Annotated in this window: 17 protein-coding genes and 1 pseudogene; 15 read left to right on the forward strand and 3 right to left on the reverse strand. The window is 72.4% G+C overall.

The annotated features are described in order from the left end of the window. The first annotated feature begins 31 nt into the window (after nt 1-31). Complete coding sequence (locus tag ACFYPG_RS10210) at nt 32-496, forward strand: hypothetical protein (protein WP_357222197.1); 465 nt, start codon at nt 32-34, stop codon at nt 494-496. Nucleotides 497-558: 62 nt separating this feature from the next. On the opposite strand, the gene ACFYPG_RS10215 is transcribed toward ACFYPG_RS10210, so the two are convergent. Continuing rightward, nucleotides 559-2,868 (reverse strand): glycoside hydrolase family 65 protein, encoded by a 2,310-nt coding sequence (locus ACFYPG_RS10215; RefSeq protein ID WP_387351849.1) that lies wholly within the window; start codon nt 2,866-2,868, stop codon nt 559-561. 260 nt (nt 2,869-3,128) lie between these two features. Here ACFYPG_RS10215 and ACFYPG_RS10220 point away from each other — a divergent pair, with 260 nt between their 5' ends. Then, a complete protein-coding gene (locus tag ACFYPG_RS10220; RefSeq protein ID WP_355004752.1) occupies nt 3,129-3,758 on the forward strand; it encodes a phosphatase PAP2 family protein in 630 nt (209 codons plus the stop codon). Nucleotides 3,759-3,774: 16 nt separating this feature from the next. Here ACFYPG_RS10220 and ACFYPG_RS10225 read toward each other — a convergent pair whose 3' ends face one another. Next, a complete protein-coding gene (locus ACFYPG_RS10225) occupies nt 3,775-4,659 on the reverse strand; it encodes a prepilin peptidase (protein WP_387351435.1) in 885 nt (294 codons plus the stop codon). A 646-nt stretch (nt 4,660-5,305) separates the two neighbouring features. Between ACFYPG_RS10225 and ACFYPG_RS10230 the strand changes: the two genes are divergently transcribed. From ACFYPG_RS10230 to ACFYPG_RS10285, 12 genes and pseudogenes are all read left to right on the forward strand, one after another. Beyond that, a complete protein-coding gene (locus ACFYPG_RS10230; protein ID WP_387351851.1) occupies nt 5,306-5,815 on the forward strand; it encodes a hypothetical protein in 510 nt (169 codons plus the stop codon). Beyond that, nucleotides 5,809-6,744 carry a hypothetical protein gene (locus ACFYPG_RS10235; RefSeq protein ID WP_355004750.1) on the forward strand — a complete coding sequence of 312 codons (936 nt, stop codon included), beginning with the start codon at nt 5,809-5,811 and terminating at the stop codon, nt 6,742-6,744. Before ACFYPG_RS10230 ends, ACFYPG_RS10235 begins: the two co-directional genes overlap by 7 nt. After that, nucleotides 6,741-7,400, forward strand: coding sequence for an SAF domain-containing protein (locus ACFYPG_RS10240; protein ID WP_387351436.1), 660 nt, complete (start codon nt 6,741-6,743; stop codon nt 7,398-7,400). The genes ACFYPG_RS10235 and ACFYPG_RS10240 overlap by 4 nt, the downstream gene beginning before the upstream one ends. A 2-nt stretch (nt 7,401-7,402) precedes the next feature. Further along, complete coding sequence (locus tag ACFYPG_RS10245; protein WP_355004748.1) at nt 7,403-8,203, forward strand: ParA family protein; 801 nt, start codon at nt 7,403-7,405, stop codon at nt 8,201-8,203. After that, the gene (locus tag ACFYPG_RS10250) at nt 8,193-9,740 is read left to right on the forward strand and encodes an ATPase, T2SS/T4P/T4SS family (protein ID WP_355004747.1); all 1,548 of its coding nucleotides are present in this window, start codon (nt 8,193-8,195) and stop codon (nt 9,738-9,740) included. The genes ACFYPG_RS10245 and ACFYPG_RS10250 overlap by 11 nt, the downstream gene beginning before the upstream one ends. Next, complete coding sequence (locus tag ACFYPG_RS10255) at nt 9,695-10,642, forward strand: type II secretion system F family protein (protein ID WP_387351853.1); 948 nt, start codon at nt 9,695-9,697, stop codon at nt 10,640-10,642. The genes ACFYPG_RS10250 and ACFYPG_RS10255 overlap by 46 nt, the downstream gene beginning before the upstream one ends. Before the next feature lie 55 nt (nt 10,643-10,697). Then, nucleotides 10,698-11,570 carry a type II secretion system F family protein gene (locus ACFYPG_RS10260; protein WP_387351439.1) on the forward strand — a complete coding sequence of 291 codons (873 nt, stop codon included), beginning with the start codon at nt 10,698-10,700 and terminating at the stop codon, nt 11,568-11,570. A gap of 26 nt (nt 11,571-11,596) precedes the next feature. Continuing rightward, nucleotides 11,597-11,800, forward strand: coding sequence for a hypothetical protein (locus ACFYPG_RS10265; RefSeq protein WP_355004744.1), 204 nt, complete (start codon nt 11,597-11,599; stop codon nt 11,798-11,800). 5 nt (nt 11,801-11,805) lie between these two features. Next, the gene (locus ACFYPG_RS10270; RefSeq protein WP_387351441.1) at nt 11,806-12,249 is read left to right on the forward strand and encodes a TadE family protein; all 444 of its coding nucleotides are present in this window, start codon (nt 11,806-11,808) and stop codon (nt 12,247-12,249) included. After that, nucleotides 12,246-12,713, forward strand: coding sequence for a TadE/TadG family type IV pilus assembly protein (locus ACFYPG_RS10275; RefSeq protein WP_355004742.1), 468 nt, complete (start codon nt 12,246-12,248; stop codon nt 12,711-12,713). Before ACFYPG_RS10270 ends, ACFYPG_RS10275 begins: the two co-directional genes overlap by 4 nt. Continuing rightward, the gene (locus tag ACFYPG_RS10280; protein ID WP_355004741.1) at nt 12,710-13,159 is read left to right on the forward strand and encodes a pilus assembly protein TadG-related protein; all 450 of its coding nucleotides are present in this window, start codon (nt 12,710-12,712) and stop codon (nt 13,157-13,159) included. The genes ACFYPG_RS10275 and ACFYPG_RS10280 overlap by 4 nt, the downstream gene beginning before the upstream one ends. 14 nt (nt 13,160-13,173) lie before the next feature. Next, a pseudogene (locus ACFYPG_RS10285) lies at nt 13,174-14,217 on the forward strand (LysM peptidoglycan-binding domain-containing protein); the annotation flags it as partial. 1,192 nt (nt 14,218-15,409) lie between these two features. On the opposite strand, the gene ACFYPG_RS10290 reads toward ACFYPG_RS10285, so the two are convergent. Next, the gene (locus ACFYPG_RS10290) at nt 15,410-16,264 is read right to left on the reverse strand and encodes a Rieske 2Fe-2S domain-containing protein (protein ID WP_355004740.1); all 855 of its coding nucleotides are present in this window, start codon (nt 16,262-16,264) and stop codon (nt 15,410-15,412) included. 185 nt (nt 16,265-16,449) lie between these two features. On the opposite strand from ACFYPG_RS10290, the gene ACFYPG_RS10295 reads away from it, so the two are divergent. Beyond that, nucleotides 16,450-17,250 (forward strand): crotonase/enoyl-CoA hydratase family protein, encoded by an 801-nt coding sequence (locus ACFYPG_RS10295; RefSeq protein WP_387351444.1) that lies wholly within the window; start codon nt 16,450-16,452, stop codon nt 17,248-17,250.

Below are 17,250 nucleotides of genomic sequence, written 5' to 3' on the forward strand. Positions count from 1 at the left end.
GGGGGCGCCGACTCAACGAGGAGGGACGCCGATGACCGCTCAGCGCGAGACCGTGCAGGTCGACAACGACCTGTTCCGCGCCGTGTACGACTCGCCCGCATCACTGCCCGGCCGACACCGCTGGACCACCCCCGAGTCGGACGTCCGGCGGCTGGAGAAACTGCTCGGCATGCCGGCGCGCAGCATCGGCGCCCCGCTCTGGGTCAGCGGCGACGAACCTGACTGCCCGAAGTGCCGCCGACGGGTCACCTGGTACGACATCGTCTCGTCGGCGCTCTCCGGCCTGCACGACAAGGCCATGATCGCCACGGTCATCCTGGGCGAGCGCAAGTACGTCAACACCGAGATCCCGGACGCCATCGCCGGGGTGCGCTGCTCCGACTGTCACACAGCGATCGACGGCCTGCGCAGCTTCAAGTGCCACAACTGGGCGTACGCCTTCGAGGCGCTGGAGGCCGTCCGCGAGCGGATGGCCGGCGGTCCCGCCCCGACCTGAGCTGGAGCCCGCGCCGACTCGGGACGAAGCCGCGCCTGCCGGCCCGAACCGGCCGGGGCGACTCAGTCGGCTGAGCGGCGGGTGGGGCGGCGGCCGGGCGGGGAGGGCGGTTCCGGACCGGGGTCGGGCACCGGCGGCATCGGCCGGGTGACCGGCTCGGCGCCGGTGACCCGCAGCGACTCGCCGTGGTGCAACAGCTCGACCTCGGCGTCCGCGGCGGCGTCGGGCAGCTCGTAGCGGGCCTCGGCCGGAGTCAACGTGACCCGCAGCAGGTGGCCACGCCAGCGCAGGCTGAACGCCAGCCTGTCGATCCGGCGCGGCAGCCGGGGGTCGAAGGAGAGCACCCTCCGGTCGTCGCGCAGCCCACCGAAGCCCTGCACCAGGGCCAGCCACGCGCCGGCCAGCGACGCCAGGTGCAGCCCGTCGGCGGTCTTGTCGCCCAGGTCGGCCAGGTCCTGCAGGACCGACTCGGCGAACAGGTCGTACGCCAGATCCAGGTGCCCGACCTCGGCGGCCAGCACGGCCTGCGGGGCCGCCGACAGCGACGAGTCGCGGACCGTGCGGGCCTGGTAGTAGGCCAGGTTGCGGGCCTTCTCGTCGGCGGTGAACTCACCGGGGCAGAGCTGCATGGCCAGCACCAGATCGGCCTGCTTCACCACCTGCTTGCGGTACAGCTCCAGGTACGGAAAGTGCAGCAGCAGCGGGTAGTCGTCGTCAGCGGTGTTCGCGAAGTCCCACTCGGGCTGTTCGGTGAAGCCGGCGGCCTGCTGGTGCACCCCGCGCTCGCTGTCGTACGGGATGGCCATCGCGTCGGCGGCGGCCCGCCAGCCGGCCACCTCGTCGCGGTCCACGCCGAGCCGGTCGGCCAGCTCGGGATGCCCCTCGGCGGCGTCCGCCGCGCCGCGCAGGTTGCGCTTCGCCATCAGGTTGGTGAACACGTTGTCGTCGACCAGCGCGGCGTACTCGTCCGGGCCGGTCACCCCGTGCAGGTGGAAGCCGCCGTCGTCCGACCAGTGGCCGAAGCCGTGCCAGAGCCGGGCGGTCTCCACCAGCAGTTCCAGCCCCGCCTCGGCCAGGAACCGCTGGTCGTCGGTGGCCGCCAGGTAGCGCAGCACCGCGTCGGCGATGTCGGCGTTGACGTGCAGCGCGGCGGTGCCCGCCGGCCAGTAGCCGGAGCTTTCCCGACCGCCGATGGTCCGCCACGGGAAGGTCACGCCGCTCAACCGCAGCTCGGCGGCCCGCTCCCGCGCCTCGGGCAGGTGGGCGTGCCGCCACCTCAACGCCGAGCGGGCCACCGCCGGGGCCAGGTAGGTGAGCACCGGCAGGACGTAACTCTCGGTGTCCCAGAGGACGTGCCCGTCGTAGCCGTTGCCGGTCAACCCCTTGGCCGAGATGGTCCGGTCGGAGTCCGGGCGACCGGCCTGGATCAGGTGGAACATCGCGAACCGAACGGCCTGCTGAAGCTCCGGATCGCCGTCGAGCCGCACGTCGGCGACCTGCCAGGCCGCGTCCAGGGCGGCGCGCTGGTCGGTGAGCAGGGCGTCGAAGCCGTCCGCGCGCGCCGCGTCCGCCTCGGCGGCGACCAGAGCGGCCAACTCGTCGGCGGGCGTCGCGTCGACCGTCGCCCACTCGTAGGCGGCGAACTTCGTCAGCCGCAACCGCTCCCCCGGGTGCAGGCGACCCGTCACGGTCAGCCGTACCCGGTCCGGGGTGCAGTCGCCGCTGGTCGTCACGGTGCCCGGGCCTTCCAGCAGGTGACTGACCGCGACCGCCACGCGCTGGCCGCTGCGCTCGGTGCGGTGCACCAGCACGCCGTCGAGGCCGGTCGCACTGTACGTCTCGGCGGTCAACGGGTCGGTGGGCACCGAGGCGGCCCGAGGGTCGTCCGAACGCTCCGGCACCTTCTCGTTGGCCAGCAGGTCCGAGCTGACCCTCAGCTCGACGGCGGTGTCCAACGGCTCGACCTCGTACCGGACGGCAGCCACCGGGCGACGCGGCAGGGACACCAACCGGGTGCTGCGGATGCGTACGCCCCGCCCGGCCGGTGAAATCCACTCGGTCTCCCGGCGCAGCACACCGGTACGCAGATCGAGCACCCGTTCATGGCTGCGCAGCGACCCGGTCCGGAGATCCAACGGCTCGTCGTCGACCCAGAGCCGGATCAGTGCGGCGTTCGGTGCGCTGATGACGGTGTCGCTGGCCGGCGGGAACGCGTACCCCTCCTCGGGATAGCTGAGCTCACGCCGCTCGTGGAAGCCACTGACGTAGCTGCCCGGCATCCCGCACGGGGCACCCTCGTCGAGCACCCCACGCCAGCCGATCCACCCGTTGCCCAACGCGAAGATCGACTCGGTCTCGCCGAGCCGGTCCATGTCGGCCTCCGTGCGCCGGATCCTCCAGGTCTCGTCGTCCGCGGTAGCGGCGGTGGACTGCGGTTGATCGGTGGCCGAACCGGTCTGCAAGAGGTCTCCTGTCGATGTCGACGTTCTGCGACAGCCAACCAGAGCCGGCTGTGCGAAACCTGGACGAAGGTCTGACAGACCACCCGACCTTCGACAGGAGCAGTGCCCTCTGCCGCGTTCCTAGGGTGTTCCCAGGGTGAACGGGGTATGAACGTGAAGTGAGGTGATGCATGGTCGACAACGGCAGCATTGACGTTCCGGAGATCAGCGCCGAGTGGTACAGCGACGTCGTCGACGCCGCCGCCGGTAGCCCAGAGCCGGTGCAGTGGTTCGTCGGGCACGCCACCGAGGGGGTGATCCTGCTACTCGGCGCGCTGCTGGTGATGGCCGCGCTGAGCCGCCGTTCCGGCGGCCCGCACGACCGGGCACTGGCCCTGATCGCGCCTGTGCCGGCCGTACTGGCGTACGTGGGCAGTGAGTTCCTCAAGACCGTGGTGGACGAGGATCGCCCCTGCCGGTCGATCGGTCGGGAGATCATCGCGGGCGTCTGCCCACCGCCGGGCGACTGGTCGTTCCCCAGCAACCACGCCACCATCGCCGGCGCGTTGGCGGTCACCACGTTGCTGCTCTCCCGCCGACTCGGCCTGATCGCGCTGCCCCTGGCCGCGCTCGGCGCCTTCTCACGGGTCTTCGTGGGCGTGCACTACCCGCACGACGTGATCGCGGGTGTGCTGCTCGGCGCCCTGGTCGCCGTGGTGCTCACCCCGTTGCTGGCCCGCCCGACCAGCGAGGTGCTCCGCCGCAGGGCCAACCGTTCCGGCAGCCCGGCCCCCAAGCTCGCCAGCCGATCCCGCCCCTGACCAGCGACGAGGCGGGTCAGGTCGCCAGCAGGAGGGCGGCCGTTGTGCCGAGCAGCAGGAACGGGCCGAACGGCAGGTGGGTGCTCCAGTTGGCACGGCGGGTGGCCAGCAGGACCAGACTCACCAGGGCGGAGAGCCCGAAGGTGAGCACCAGCCCGAACAGCAGCACCGGCCAGCCGTACCAGCCGAGCAGCGCGCCGACGCTGAGCGCCAGCTTGGCGTCGCCCAGCCCGAAGCCGCGGCGGCCGAGCAGCACCGCCGTGCTGGCGAAGAAGAGCGCCAGCCCGGTGCCACCGATGACAACTCGCAGCCAGTGCCCCGGGTCGGCGTCGAGCGCTGCCACGCCGAGCAGCAGCCAGGTCCCGGCCGCCGCGGGCAGTGTGAGCCGATCCGGCAACCGGTGCACGGCCAGGTCGACGAGGATCGCCGGGATGGTCCAGCCCAGCCACCAGATCAGCGCCGGCAGCGCCCCGCCCGGTGGACCGGCGATGGCCAGCAGCACCGCCGCCGCGAGCAGTGCCAGCTCGACGGTGGCCGGCGGTGGGCCGACCCGGGCGCGGCACTGACCGCACCGGGCCGCCGGGCCCAGCGCCGGCCAGGGGTGGGTCAGGCCGACCGGCGCGCCGCAGGCGTCGCAACCACTCCGGCTGGGCAGACCCGGGGGTACGGCGTGGCGCAGCGCCGCCAAGCGCATCAGCGGACTGATCGCGAGGATCGCGAACACTGTCGAGACCCGGGTGCGTGCCCCCGCCGAGGCGAGGTCGCCCGGTCGTTCGCGCGGCGGAGCGGGCGTCGCCTGGCCTGCGGGTTCCGTCGTGGCACCGGACGGCCGGGGTGCCGGACTCCGATCGGGTCGGTCTTCCCGACCGGGGGTGGCCGCCGGTGGTCCGGTCAGCGCCATGTCTCCTCCATTGCGGCTGACTGCTCCCCTGCGACGGTGAACACGGATCGTGATCGCACGCTCGCTGCGGTGTAGCGGATGGCGCAGAAAGCGACCTGCCGACCGGAGCCCGCGCGGGCGCTTTCGACCAGTTCCGAGTCAGGCATGCCGTCGGACGAGGCAGCCCGCCGACGGGGTGCCGACGTCGGTCGAATGCCGGGATGAGACCGCGATGTCCCACTCCCGCGACCGGTGACGCGACTGTGGTGAACTCGTCCGGCCCGGCGACGCCCCATCAATAACGACAGATCGCTCGCCCATTGCCCGGGGAGCAGTGTCGACACCTGCCACCACCACCTGTCATCACGCTGAGTGTTCGCTTGAATTGCCTCTGTTGCATCGGCGAGCGTCAGCCTATGCTCGCCCCTTGGGTGTGACGCAAGCCTCACCTTCACCATCGGACGACACAGGACCCCCAATTTGTAGAAGATCCGTATCGGTGAATACAGAAGCGCAATGAAGGCTCCGGATGTGCTGATCCGGGCGCGCTTCCGTATGCCCGACGGCGGTGAACCCTCACCGCCCCGGGCGACCACGAGGAGGCTCGACGGTGCGCGGAAGGCAGCTCAGAAGAGCGGCAATCTGCCTGCTGGTGGGCGTGGCGGCGATGCCGGTCACCGCCTGCGCCAGTGGACGGGAGGCGGTCGAACGGCCGACGGAAGTCCGCGACAACGGACCCCGGACCGATTCCGACGTCGAACGACGCGCTGCCGAAAAGGCGGCACTTGACGCGTACTCCGGTTATCTCGCGGCCTCGCGCACGGCCGGCCTGCGCAGTGATCCGCGTTCACCGGAACTGTCCCGGTTCCTCGGTGATCCACTTTTGACTCGGGTCCGGGTGTCAATTCGCGAGGCCAAGGAGCACGGCGCTATGCGTACCGGGACGTTCAAGTCCGACCCGACCGTGACCGCCGTCAGCCTGGACGCGAAGCCGGCCACGGTGGAGATCCAGGACTGCCTGGACACGACCGGCTACCGGCTGGTCTACGCCAAGGACAAGCGCGCTGTGCCGGGCAGCGGTGGCGGCAGACACCTCTCCACCGCCACCGCGACCCGATATCCGAACGGTCGCTGGCTGATCAACTACGGCGCGACGCACCGGGACCAGCCGTGCTGAGCCGGGCCGTGACAACCCGACGCGCGCTCGCCGGGATCGGCCTCACGCTCCTGCTGGTGGTGGGTGCGGCCCCGCCGGCCACCGCCGCCCTACGGGCCGACCCGGGAGCCGGCTGCCCGCCCGACCAACCCGACTGCAGCGTCTGGGACGACGAGCCCGGCAACCCCGGTGATCCCGGCGGCGGCGGGGACAACGGTGGGGGCGGAGACGACGGGGGCGGCGGCGGGAGCGGCGTCTGCCAGTGGAACGGGCGGACCATCCCCTGCTACGACGAGGACCTGGGCTGGTTCAACAGCGGCGACGGGTGCTACTACAAGCTGACCGAGGGGCCTGTCGAACCCCCCGAGGGTGAGCAGTGGTACCTGCAAACCTGCAACGGCGGCGACCTGGGTGCCCAGGAGGTGGTGTCGCTGGCCGACCCGCCGGCCGGCTTCGGCGCACCGCCGGACCCGGAGGAGCTGGCCCGTCGCGCCCTGGCGTCGATCAGTCTGCTGCCGGCCCGGCTGAAGGTGGCACCCCGAAAGAGCATCGGCCCCGGCCTGGTCGGCCTGCCCGTCTGGATGTGGGCAACCCCGGGGAAGAACTACTTCGGCCCGCTCTACGCCGACGAGTCCGACCGGGGTCTGACCGTCTACATCGAAGCGAAGGTCGACCGGATCGACTGGGACATGGGCAACGGCAAGACGGTCCCCTGTTACAGCGCCGGCACCGAGTACAAGGCCACGGGCACGCGGGCGGGTTCCACCTCCCCGGACTGCGGCTACGACAAGGGCTACCCGAAGGCAGACACCTACGACGTCACCGCCACCACGCACTGGACGGTGAGCTGGTGGACCAACAGCGACGCCACAAGGCGGGTGATCCCGCAGACCCGGAGAAGCGGCATCGTGCAGATCCAGATCAACGAACTCCAGGTGGTCACCAGATGAGCCTCGCAACGCGCAACGGGACCCCGTCAGTGGACGCACCCGTCAACCCGCCCACAGTGGTCCGCCAGCGCCGGGTGCGTCCCGGGCTGCTCGGTCTCGCCGTCCTCCTGATCGCGCTGGGCGGGCTGGGCGCGGCCTTCGCGGTCACCTCGGTACGGGCCACCGGCAGCTATCTGGCGGTGGCACGACCGGTCGAGGTGGGCCGGGAGATCAGCGCGGCCGACCTGGTCACCGTGCAGGTCGCCGGCGGCCAGGGGTTGCGCCCGGTGCCCGCCGCACGGCTCGACGAGGTGGTCGGCAAACGGGCCGCTGTCGCGCTGCTTCCGGGCACGCTGCTCACCCTGGGACAGGTCACCGACGACCCGCTGCTCGGCCCCGGCCAGCAGCAGATCGCGCTCGGCCTGAAGACCGCCCAGGTGCCGGCCCGCGAACTGCACCCCGGCGACAAGGTCCTGCTGGTCAGCACCCCGGACAACGATGCCGACGGAGACACGGCCGCCGCCGGCACCCGGTTCTCGGCCACCGTCATCGACATGGTCAGCCCAGCCAACGACGACAGGGTCCTGTACCTGGCGCTACTGACCCGTGATGTGCCAGCGGTGGTGGCGCTCGCCGCACAGGAACGGCTCGCCGTCGTACTGACCGAGGCGGCCTGAGCATGGCGATCATCGCGCTGGTGTCCGCGAAGGGTTCACCCGGCGTCACCACCTCGGCACTGGCCTGCGCGCTGGCCTGGCACCGGCGGCTGGTGGTAGCCGAATGCGACCCGGCCGGCGGCTCGATACTCGCCGGATACCTCGGCGGCCAACTGGACGGCCCACGAGGCATCGGAGAGCTGGCCGTCGGCGAGTTGCGCGACGGCAACCTGGAGACCGCGTTCTGGTCCCAGTTGGTCGACCTGGACGCCCCACGCCGGGAACGACTGCTGCTGCCCGGCCTCGTCGACCCGGCCCAGAGCGGCAGCGTCACCCCGCTGTGGCAGCGCTTCGCCGACTACTTCGACGCCCTCGACCGTGGCACCCCCGGCTACGACGTCCTTGTCGACTGTGGTCGGCTGCACGTGACCGGGCCTCCGTGGCCGGTGCTGCGGGCCGCCTCGGTGGTGCTGTTGGTGACCCGGGCGAACCTGCCGGACCTCTCCGGCACCCGCGCGGTGGTCACCGCGATCGAACGGGACTTCGCCGAGCACCGGGTGCCCCCGGGCACCCTGCGGCTGCTGCTGGTCGGCGACGGGCACGGGCGGGCCGAGATCAGCCGCGCCCTGAAACTGCCCGTCATCGCACGGCTGCCGCACGATGCGCGTACCGCCGGGGTGCTCGCCCTGGGCGGGACCGTGCGGGCCGGTCGGCCGCTGATGCGCGCGGCGGCGGCGCTGGAGGTCCCGATCGGGTCGCTCCTGGAGCGGCGACGGGCCCGGTTGGCGTGGCCCGTGCAGCAGGGGGTGCCGGATGCGGTTTGAGCCGGTCTCCACCGATCCGCGCCAGCAGCCACCGGCAGTGACCTCCACCGCGCCGCCCCTGGCCCTGCCGAACGGCCGGCACCACCAGTCCGGGCCGCAGCCGCCGTCGACGCCCGCGACCACCCCGCCGCCCGAGTCGCCACCTCGGGCCCGGATGGACTTCCAGGTGGTCCGGGAGCTGCGCCGGGAACTCACCGAACGGCTCACCGTATGGCAGCGCGGCCGGGAGTTCACTGTCGACGAAGAGGACACCGAGCGGGCCCGGCTCGCCGTCACTGTGGTCGCCGCGTACGCGGACTCGGTGCGCCGGTCCGGCACGCCGATGGCCGCCGGCGACGAACGCATGCTGCTCGACCAGGTGACCGCCGAGCTGGTCGGGCTCGGCCGGCTACAGACGCTGCTCGTCGACGACACCATCGAAGAGGTGCACATCCTCGGCTGCGACCAGGTGCGCATCACCCGGCACGGCGGTGGGGTGGACTGGGCCGAGCCGATCGCCGACAGCGACGCCGAGCTGGTGGAGATCCTCCAGGCGGCGGCCCGTCGGGCGGGCGCGACCGAGCGGTCCCTCTCCACGGTGAAGCCCACCCTCGACCTGCAACTGCCCGACGGCAGCCGGCTGGCCGCGGTGTTCCTGGTCAGCCACCGTCCGTACGCGGTGATCCGCAAGCACAACACCCTGGACGTCAGCCTCGACGACCTCGCGGGCGCCCGAGGTGACCTGGACGAGATGATCGATCCGCTGCTGCGCGACTTCCTCCGCGCCGCGATGCGCGCCGGTCTGAACATCATGGTCGCTGGGCTGGCCGGTGCCGGGAAGACCACTGTCATCCGCGCGCTGATGAACGAGATCCCGCAGGATGAGCCGTACGTGCTGCTGGAGGAGAGTCGGGAGCTGCTCCCGGCCCGCCGCCGGGAGCGGCACCGGGCGGTGATGAGCTTCGAGGCCCGGGAGGGGCACGGTGAGCGCGGCTTCGACGGCCGCCCGGCCGGTGAGGTGACCATCGCCGACCTGATCCCGTTGTCCCTGCGGATGGGCGTCCTACGGATCATCGTGGGCGAGGTGCGGTCCCGCGAGATCGTGCCGATGCTCCAGGCGATGACCACCAGCCGGGGGTCGATGTGCACCATCCACGCCCGTACCGCCGCCGGTGTCGGTGAACGGATCGTCGAGCTGGCCCTGGCGCACGGCCGCGAGATGACAGTCGACCAGGCCCGCCGGATGGCCGGCAACGCGCTCGACCTGATCGTCTACGTCACCATCGAGGACGAGACCGCGATCGGCGGGCGGAAGCACCGGTTCGTCTCGCACGTGGAGGAGGTGATCGGGGCCGGCGAAGCCGGTCGCATCACCACCACCACCGTCTTCGGGCCCGGCCCGGACGGTCGCGCGGTCCCCCGGCACCTGCCGGAACGGGTCCGCGACCAGTTGCTGCGGGTGGGTTACGACGCGCGGCTGCTGACCCGGTGGGTCGAGGCCGGTGCCGGTGCCTGGCGGCGGCCTCGGCAGACCCGACTGGCCCGGCGGGTGACCTGATGTTCGACAGCCTCGAGGTGATCGCGGTGGTCTCCGGCGCCGCCTGTGTGGCCGGGCTGCTGCTGGCCGTGGTCGCCCTGGTCGGCACCCGTCGCCCCCCCGGGCCAGGGCCGGGCAGCGGGCCGGGGCTGAGCCGACTGTGGCGCGGGCCAGGCAGCACGCCGGCTGAGCAGCGCGCCTATCAGGCGCTGCTGGTCGCCGCGCTGGTCGCCGGCGCGTTGGCGTTCCTGCTGACCGGGTTGCCGGTGGTGGGCCTGCTGGTGGCGGTGGCGGTGCCCGGCACCCCGTGGCTGTTCGGGGTCGGCAAGGCCGAACAGCGGGCCATCGCCCGGATCGAGGCGGTCGGCGAGTGGACCCGCCGGCTCAAGGACGTCTCCGGCACCGGGCAGGGCCTCCAGCAGGCGATCATCGGCACGATCGGCAGCGTGCCACCCGGCGTCGAGGACGAGGTGCGGCTGCTCGCGGCCCGCCTCCAGGCCGGCTGGATGGCCCGCTCCGCGCTGCTGGCGTTCGCCGACGAGATCGCCGACCCGGTCTGCGACCAGGTGGTCGCGGCGCTGATCCTGCACCTGTCCGACCGGGGTGAGCGGCTGGGTGACGTGCTCGGCTCGATCGCCGGCGCGGCGTCCGCGGAAGTGGCCACCCGGCGGGAGATCGAGGCCAAGCGCACCCAGCCCCGGTTCGCGGTCCGCTTCCTCACCGGGATGACGCTGGCGACCCTGGCGTACGGGCTGATCAACACCGAGTACATCAGGCCGTACGGCACCCCGGTGGGTCAGCTGGTGATGGCCGCCCTCGGCGCCGCCTTCATCGGCCTGCTGGCCTGGGTGCGGTCGATGAGCCAGCCGCAACGGCCGGCCCGGTTCCTGCCGGCGCCCAACCCTAGCGAGGTGATCGCGTGAGGGCGAGGAGTGCAGCGCAGCGGAGCCCCGCAGTCGCGAGCGAGAGGCGGCTCGCGTGATCGTGAACTGGCAGTTCGCCCTCGCGGTCTGCGGTGGCGCCGGGATCGGTCTGGGTGTGTTCCTGGTGGTCCGGGAGTTGGTGCCGGCGACACCGGCGCTCGGGCCCGCGCTGCGCCGGCTGCATCAGCCGCCGGGCACCGGCCGGGTGTCCACGCCCGCGTCCCGGCGACTCGACTGGCTGAGCGGGATGTCCCGCTGGCTGCGACCCCCGCAGATGCAGCTCGCCCTGATCGGTCAGACGCCCGAGCAGTACGCGTTGTCGGTGCTGCTCTCCGCGCTGATCGGGTTGGCCACACCGACACTGCTCGGGGTGGTGCTGTGGGCGCTCGGCATTCCGTTCCCGCTGGTGGTGCCGGTGCTGGGCAGCCTCGGCCTGGCGTTGCTGGCCGCCCTGCTGGCGCACCGCGCCGTACTGACCAAGGCTGCCGCCGCCCGCGACGAGTTCCGCCAGGCGGTCTGTACCTACCTCGACCTGGTGGCGTTGCAGCTCTCCGCGGCGCACGGGCCGGTGCAGTCGCTGGAGCGGGCGGCTGCGGTCTGCGACGGCTGGGTGTTCGACCGGCTCCAGGAGTCGCTGCGGATCGCCCAGATGCAGATGCACGCGCCCTGGGACGAACTGCGCGACCTCGCCGACAAGATCGGCATTCCCGAGCTGGGCGACGTCGGCGCGATCATGCGTTCCTCCGGCAGCGAGGGCGCGCAGGTGCACGAGACGCTGCGCAGCCGGGCCGACTCGCTCCGCGACCAGATCCGCACCGACAACCTCGCCCGCGCCGAGGGGATCACCAGCAAGCTCGACATCCCGGGCGCGCTGCTCGTCTTCGTGCTGCTCGGGTTCGTCCTCTATCCGTTCATCGCCCGTGTCTGACCCCGCCCCCTGAAGGAGAGAACGCCATGTCCATCCTCAGCTACCTGCACGTCGTGGTGACGACGCGCCTGGCCGAACTGCGCCGCGACGGTGAGCGTGGCGACAGCCCGGTGCCCACCGCGGTGATCATCGCCGGTCTGGTCGCGGTCGCCATGGCCGTCACCGCCCTGGCCCTGACCAAGGCCAACAACTGGATGACCGGCATCCCGAACCACACGGACCCGAAGTAGCCGGGATGCGTCGAGCCGGGTACCCGAGGTGGAGCCGGGCGGTCACCGCCGCCCGGCGCCGCCTCGCGGCCGGCGACAGCGAGCGGGGCGCCAACCCGGTGGAACTCGCCGTGATGATGCCGCTGATCCTGGTGCTGCTCTTCGCCTCGATCCAGGTCGCGGCCGTCTTCCTCGCCCGCTCCACCGCGTTGAACGCCGCGCAGAGTGGCGTCAACGCCCAGCGGACGTACCAGGCGGGCAACGGTGCCGGGGTGGAGAGTGCCTCCCGCTTCCTGAAGGGCGCCGGCGGCTGGCTGGTGGGCTGGGAGAAGGCCGGGCCGACCTGCGAGACCACCACGACCGACGTGACCTGCACGGTCAGCGGCCGGTCCCTGTCCGTGGTGCCGGGCGTGGACTTCGCAATTCAGCAGACCGCCCATGGAACGGTGGAGAGGGTGACACCGCCATGACCCGTACCGCCGAGCGGGGCTCGGTCTCCATCGAGGTGGCGGTCCTCGCGCCCGCGTTCATCGCGCTGATGGTGCTGGCCGGCGTGGTCGGGCGCAGCGCCGTGGCAGCGGAGACGCTCCAGACCGCCGCGCACGACGCCGCCCGGGCCGCCTCGATCTCCCGGAATGCCGACACCGCCCGGGAGAACGCGCTGGAAGCCGCCCAGGACCAGTTGGACTGGCATGGCCTGGCCTGCGCCAACGACCTGGCCCCGACGTTCACCGGCAAGTCGCCCGGCAACGACTCCAGCTTCGACGAGGCCTTCAGCAGCTCGGTCGGTTCGAACGCCACCGTGACGGTGAAGATCAGCTGCCTGGTGTCCTTCAAGGACATCACCCTCGGCATCCTGCCCGGAATGAAGAGTGATCGGCTGATCACCGCGGAGTTCACCTCCCCACTTGACCGTTACCGGAGTCGGCAATGACGGCGACCACGTCGGCTGCCCGGCCCTCGCGGGCAGGTGAGCACGGCCGGGTGAGCATCTTTCTCGCTGTGACGATGGTCGGCGTACTGGCCATCATCGGCCTCTCCTTCGACGCCGCCGGGCAGCTCCGCACCCTGCAACACGCCCAGAACCTGGCCGCCGAGGCGGCCCGGGCCGGCGGTCAGGCCATCGACCGGGCCACCGCCATCGAGGGCGGGCCGAAGCGGATCGACGAGCCGGAGGCGCGCAAGGCGGTGGCCAACTACCTGAACGCCGTGAAAACCGCAGGCCACACCGTGAACTTCCCCGATGTCGACGGGGAGACGCTGATCCGGGTGACCGTCTCCATCACCTACCAGCGCTCCATGATCGGGCCGTTCATCCAGGAGAAGACGGTCACCGTCACCGGCGAGGCGACCGCGCGTGCCATCACCGCAACACCGTAGGAAGGAAGGCAGCCATGCCCGTATCGGGTGGGTCCGTCGTACGGCGGACCGGACGGATCCTCACCGGCATCGGCGCGCTGGCCGTGCTCCTGGTGCTGCTGGTCGGCGCGCCGATCGCGCTGCTGGCCTTCGCCGGTAACCCGCTGCCCGATCACCTCCCCACGATCAGCGAGGTGGGCACCGCGCTGACCAGCCGGGACGACGGTCAGCTCTTCCTGCGGGCGTTGGCCCTGGCCGGGTGGTTCGGCTGGGCCACGTTCGCCTTCTCCGTCCTCGTCGAACTGGGCGCACAGACCCTGCGCCGGCCGGCGCCGAAGCTGCCCGGGATGGGCCGCCAGCAGAAGGCCGCCGCCGCGCTGGTCGGCTCGGTCGCGCTGATCCTGGTCGCCAGCCCGGCCGCCGCCAGCGCCGCAGCGATCTACAGCACTCCCGTGTACGCGAGTCCGAGCGCAACGTCCGTCACCACCCTGGCCGCGCCGAGCCGAGCCGCGACGACACCAGACACGGCAGCGCCGGTGGCCCGGGGCGGCCCGCTCGGCCTGGCTGGGACGGGGCTGGCCGCACCCGGCGCCTCGGCGGCGAACGACGAGCCCGCACCGGTGTACCGGGTGGCCCGGGGCGACTACCTCGGGGAGGTGGCCGAACGGTACCTGGACGAGTTCGACGACTACCGACAGCTCGCCAAGCTGAACAAGCTCGACGACCCGGACCGGATCCGCCCCGGCCAACTGCTCCGACTGCCCACGGAGGCCGCCGACCAGGGGTCCCGACAGCACGCCACCGGTCGGCTCGTCGACAGGGCCGCGGCGCCGAAGCCGCCCGCGCCCCGGCCCGCGCCCGAGCGGGCCGCACCGCCGCGGGTGGCCCCGGCACCACCCAGCGGTACGGAGTCAGCGGGCCAACCACCAGCGATGACGGTCGGTGCAGCCCGGGTCGGTCCCGCCGATCGGGTGAACCGCCCGCTGGCGGTCTCTGCCGTGCTGGCCGTGGCGAGCATCGTCGGCGCTCAGATCGGCGCAGTCCTGGGGCTGCGCCGCCGTCCAGCCACCGCAGGGGCGGCTCCCCGACTGGCCGCGTCCTCCCGCACATCACGCCGCGGTGCGGGCCGAAGCGGCGCAGGCACGGGCCGAAGCAGTGGCTCGGACCGAAACGGCGGCTCGGACCGAAACGGTGGCTCGGGCCGAAGCAGTGGCACGGGCCAGGGTGGCAGTGGCGCGGGCCAGGGTGGCAGTGGCTCGGGCCAGGGTGACAGGGGCACGGGCCAGGGTGACAGGGGCGCGGGCCAAGGTGGCAGTGGCTCGGGCCGGCGTGGCGGTGGTGGGGCGGCCGGGAGCGGTGCCGCCTGGGCTGCCAGCCGGGCGGCCGCGGCCATCGAAGGCCCGGCGACACCGCACGGCGGCGGGGCACCGGGCGGGAGCGACTTCGCACCTCGCGGCGGCGGGACGACGCCTGTCGGCAGTGGGGTCGCACCTCTGGGCAGTGGGGTGACGCCCGCCAGTGGGGTGACGCCCGGCAGTGGGGTGACGCCCGGCAGTGGGATGACGCCCGCCAGTAGCGGGGTCGCACCTACTGGCATTGGGGCGATGCCCGCCGGCAGCGAGGTGGCACCCGCCGGTAGCGGAATGGCTTACCCCGGCAGCACGGCGTTCCCGGGCAGCGGGATGGCACTTTCCGGTGGCACGGGACCCCGTGGCGGCGGAATGACGGCCGCCGGCCCTGCGGGCCGGGGTGGTGACGAGGGCTGGGCTGGCGTTGGCGGCGAGGGCGGGCTGTTCGACGGCGGGCACGGCCTGGACTCGGTACCGGACGGTCCGCCGGTCGGCCGACACCGACGCACCTGAGCGGCCCGCACGCCACGCCTGCGACGCGGCTGGCCACCCCGGTCGGCGGCGTCCGCCGGACCCACGCCGCGCCTGCGACGCGGCTGGCCACCCCACGCTGGACCTGGTTCCTTCACGTCGCGCCGATCGCGCCGAGGCGGTCTGGTCACGCCGCCCTGGCGGGGCGGCCGGGGCAACGTCCCGGAGAGCGAGATGTCTGTGAGTCATCATGATGACTCACAGACATCAGCGTCGAAGGAGTTACTGCCTTGGGTGCGGAGCATCTGCGTGAGGTGAGGCATCCCCACGCCCCAGGCGCCCGGGCCAGGCTACGGCGCGGGCGGGCCAGCGCGAACGGGCCAGCGCGGGCGGGCCAGCGCGGGCGGGCCAGCGCGGGCGGGCCAGCGCGGGCGGGCCAGCGCGGAACGGGTCAGGGCAGGCGGGTCTGAAGCACGCCGTTCTGGATCCGGGTGGGCAGGGTCTGCTGGTCGTTGCCGGAGGGCCCCTGTACGACCTCGCCGCCGTTGAGCCGGAATGCGCTGCCGTGCCACGGGCAGACCACGCAGGCGTGGCCGTCGATCTCCTGCACCTCACCCTCGCCGAGCGGCCCGCTCTGGTGCGGGCAGCGCTCCAACATCACTGTCACCTCGTCACCGTGCCGGTAGAGGATCACCGAGATGTCGTCGTCCACCTCTCGGGTTATCAGGGTGCGTTGCGGCAGCGTCGCCATGTCGGCCAGGGAGTGCCAGCCATCGGTCATCCGGTGCAGCTCGGAGACGCTCTGGTTGACCTGCGCCCCCTGCTTGTACGCCAGGTGACCCCCGATGTACGCGCCGAGGCTCACCGTGGAGAGCCCGAGAAAGCCGAGGGCACGACCCATTCCGTGGCGGCCGGACAGCCGGGCGGCCAGCGAGCCGGCGTAGAGCGTCATGCCGACGGTGTTGGCGGCGGCGTGCACCAGGCCGACCCGGCGCTGGTCCCGGGCGAGTGCCGCCCAGTCGTTCAGACCGGCGACCGCCGCTGGCAGCGCGCTGACGGTGCCCAGACCGACCAGCACCGTGGCGGGCCGGCGCTGCCCGGGCATGAGGTCCAGCACCGCGGCGCTGATCCACGCGCCGACCGGCACCTGCACCATCGCCGGGTGCAGCGGATGCCCGAGGGTCACCCCGTGCAACAGGTCGCGCAGCCGACGTGGACGTAGCGTCCCCAGAACGACCTTCTGCAACCGGTCACCCGCGCGGTCCAGCCGGGAGTCCTGTTCAACTTTCGTCAAAAGTGCTCGCACGCGTACCGACTTCCCGGCGTTCGCCGTCGCAAACCGGCCAGCGGCGACAAACCTGCCGCATCACCCAGGCCGCCGATCTTGCAGTTTGTGCTCACAAAACCCGGGTCACAAGGGGCGAATCGACAACCCAAAGTGCAAGATCGACGGGGATTGTGGGGGTGGGGCCGGGCCGGCATGCTGGCGGGATGGGTGTACGGGTGGAGCGGGTCGGGGCGGTCACCACAGTGGTGCTGGACCGGGCGGACGCTCGGAACGCCGTGGACGGTCCTACGGCTCGGGCGCTGGCGGACGCGTTTCGGGCCTTCGAGGCTGATCCGGACGCGTCGGTGGCAGTGCTCTGGGGCGCCGGTGGGACGTTCTGCGCCGGCGCCGACCTCAAGGCGATCGGCACACCGAGCGGCAACCGGGTCGAGCCCGAGGGGGACGGCCCGATGGGTCCGACCCGGATGACGCTCAGCAAACCGGTGATCGCGGCGATCTCCGGGTACGCGGTGGCGGGCGGGCTCGAACTGGCGCTCTGGTGTGACCTGCGGGTCGCCGAGTCCGACGCGACTCTCGGGGTCTTCTGCCGCCGCTGGGGAGTGCCGCTGATCGACGGTGGCACCGTCCGGCTGCCCCGGTTGATCGGCGAGAGTCGGGCCATGGACCTGATCCTCACCGGCCGGCCGGTGCCGGCCGACGAGGCGTACTCGATGGGGTTGGTCAATCGGTTGGTGCCACCCGGCCAGGCGCGGGCCGCGGCCGAGGAGTTGGCGGCGGTGATTGCCCGGCATCCGCAGACCTGCCTGCGCAACGACCGCGCCGCGCTGCTGGCCGGTGCGGGACGACCCGAGTCGGAAGCGCTGGCGACCGAGTTGGCGTACGGGATGGATTCGCTGGCCACTGACGCGGCGGCCGGCGCGGCCCGGTTCGCCGCGGGCGAGGGCCGACACGGCGCGACGCCGCCGGGAGGGTGGGTCCCCCCGACGGCGTCGGCTACCGGGTGA

The sequence above is a fragment of the Micromonospora sp. NPDC005553 genome (assembly GCF_042871765.1).
Taxonomy (GTDB): Bacteria; Actinomycetota; Actinomycetes; order Mycobacteriales; family Micromonosporaceae; genus Micromonospora.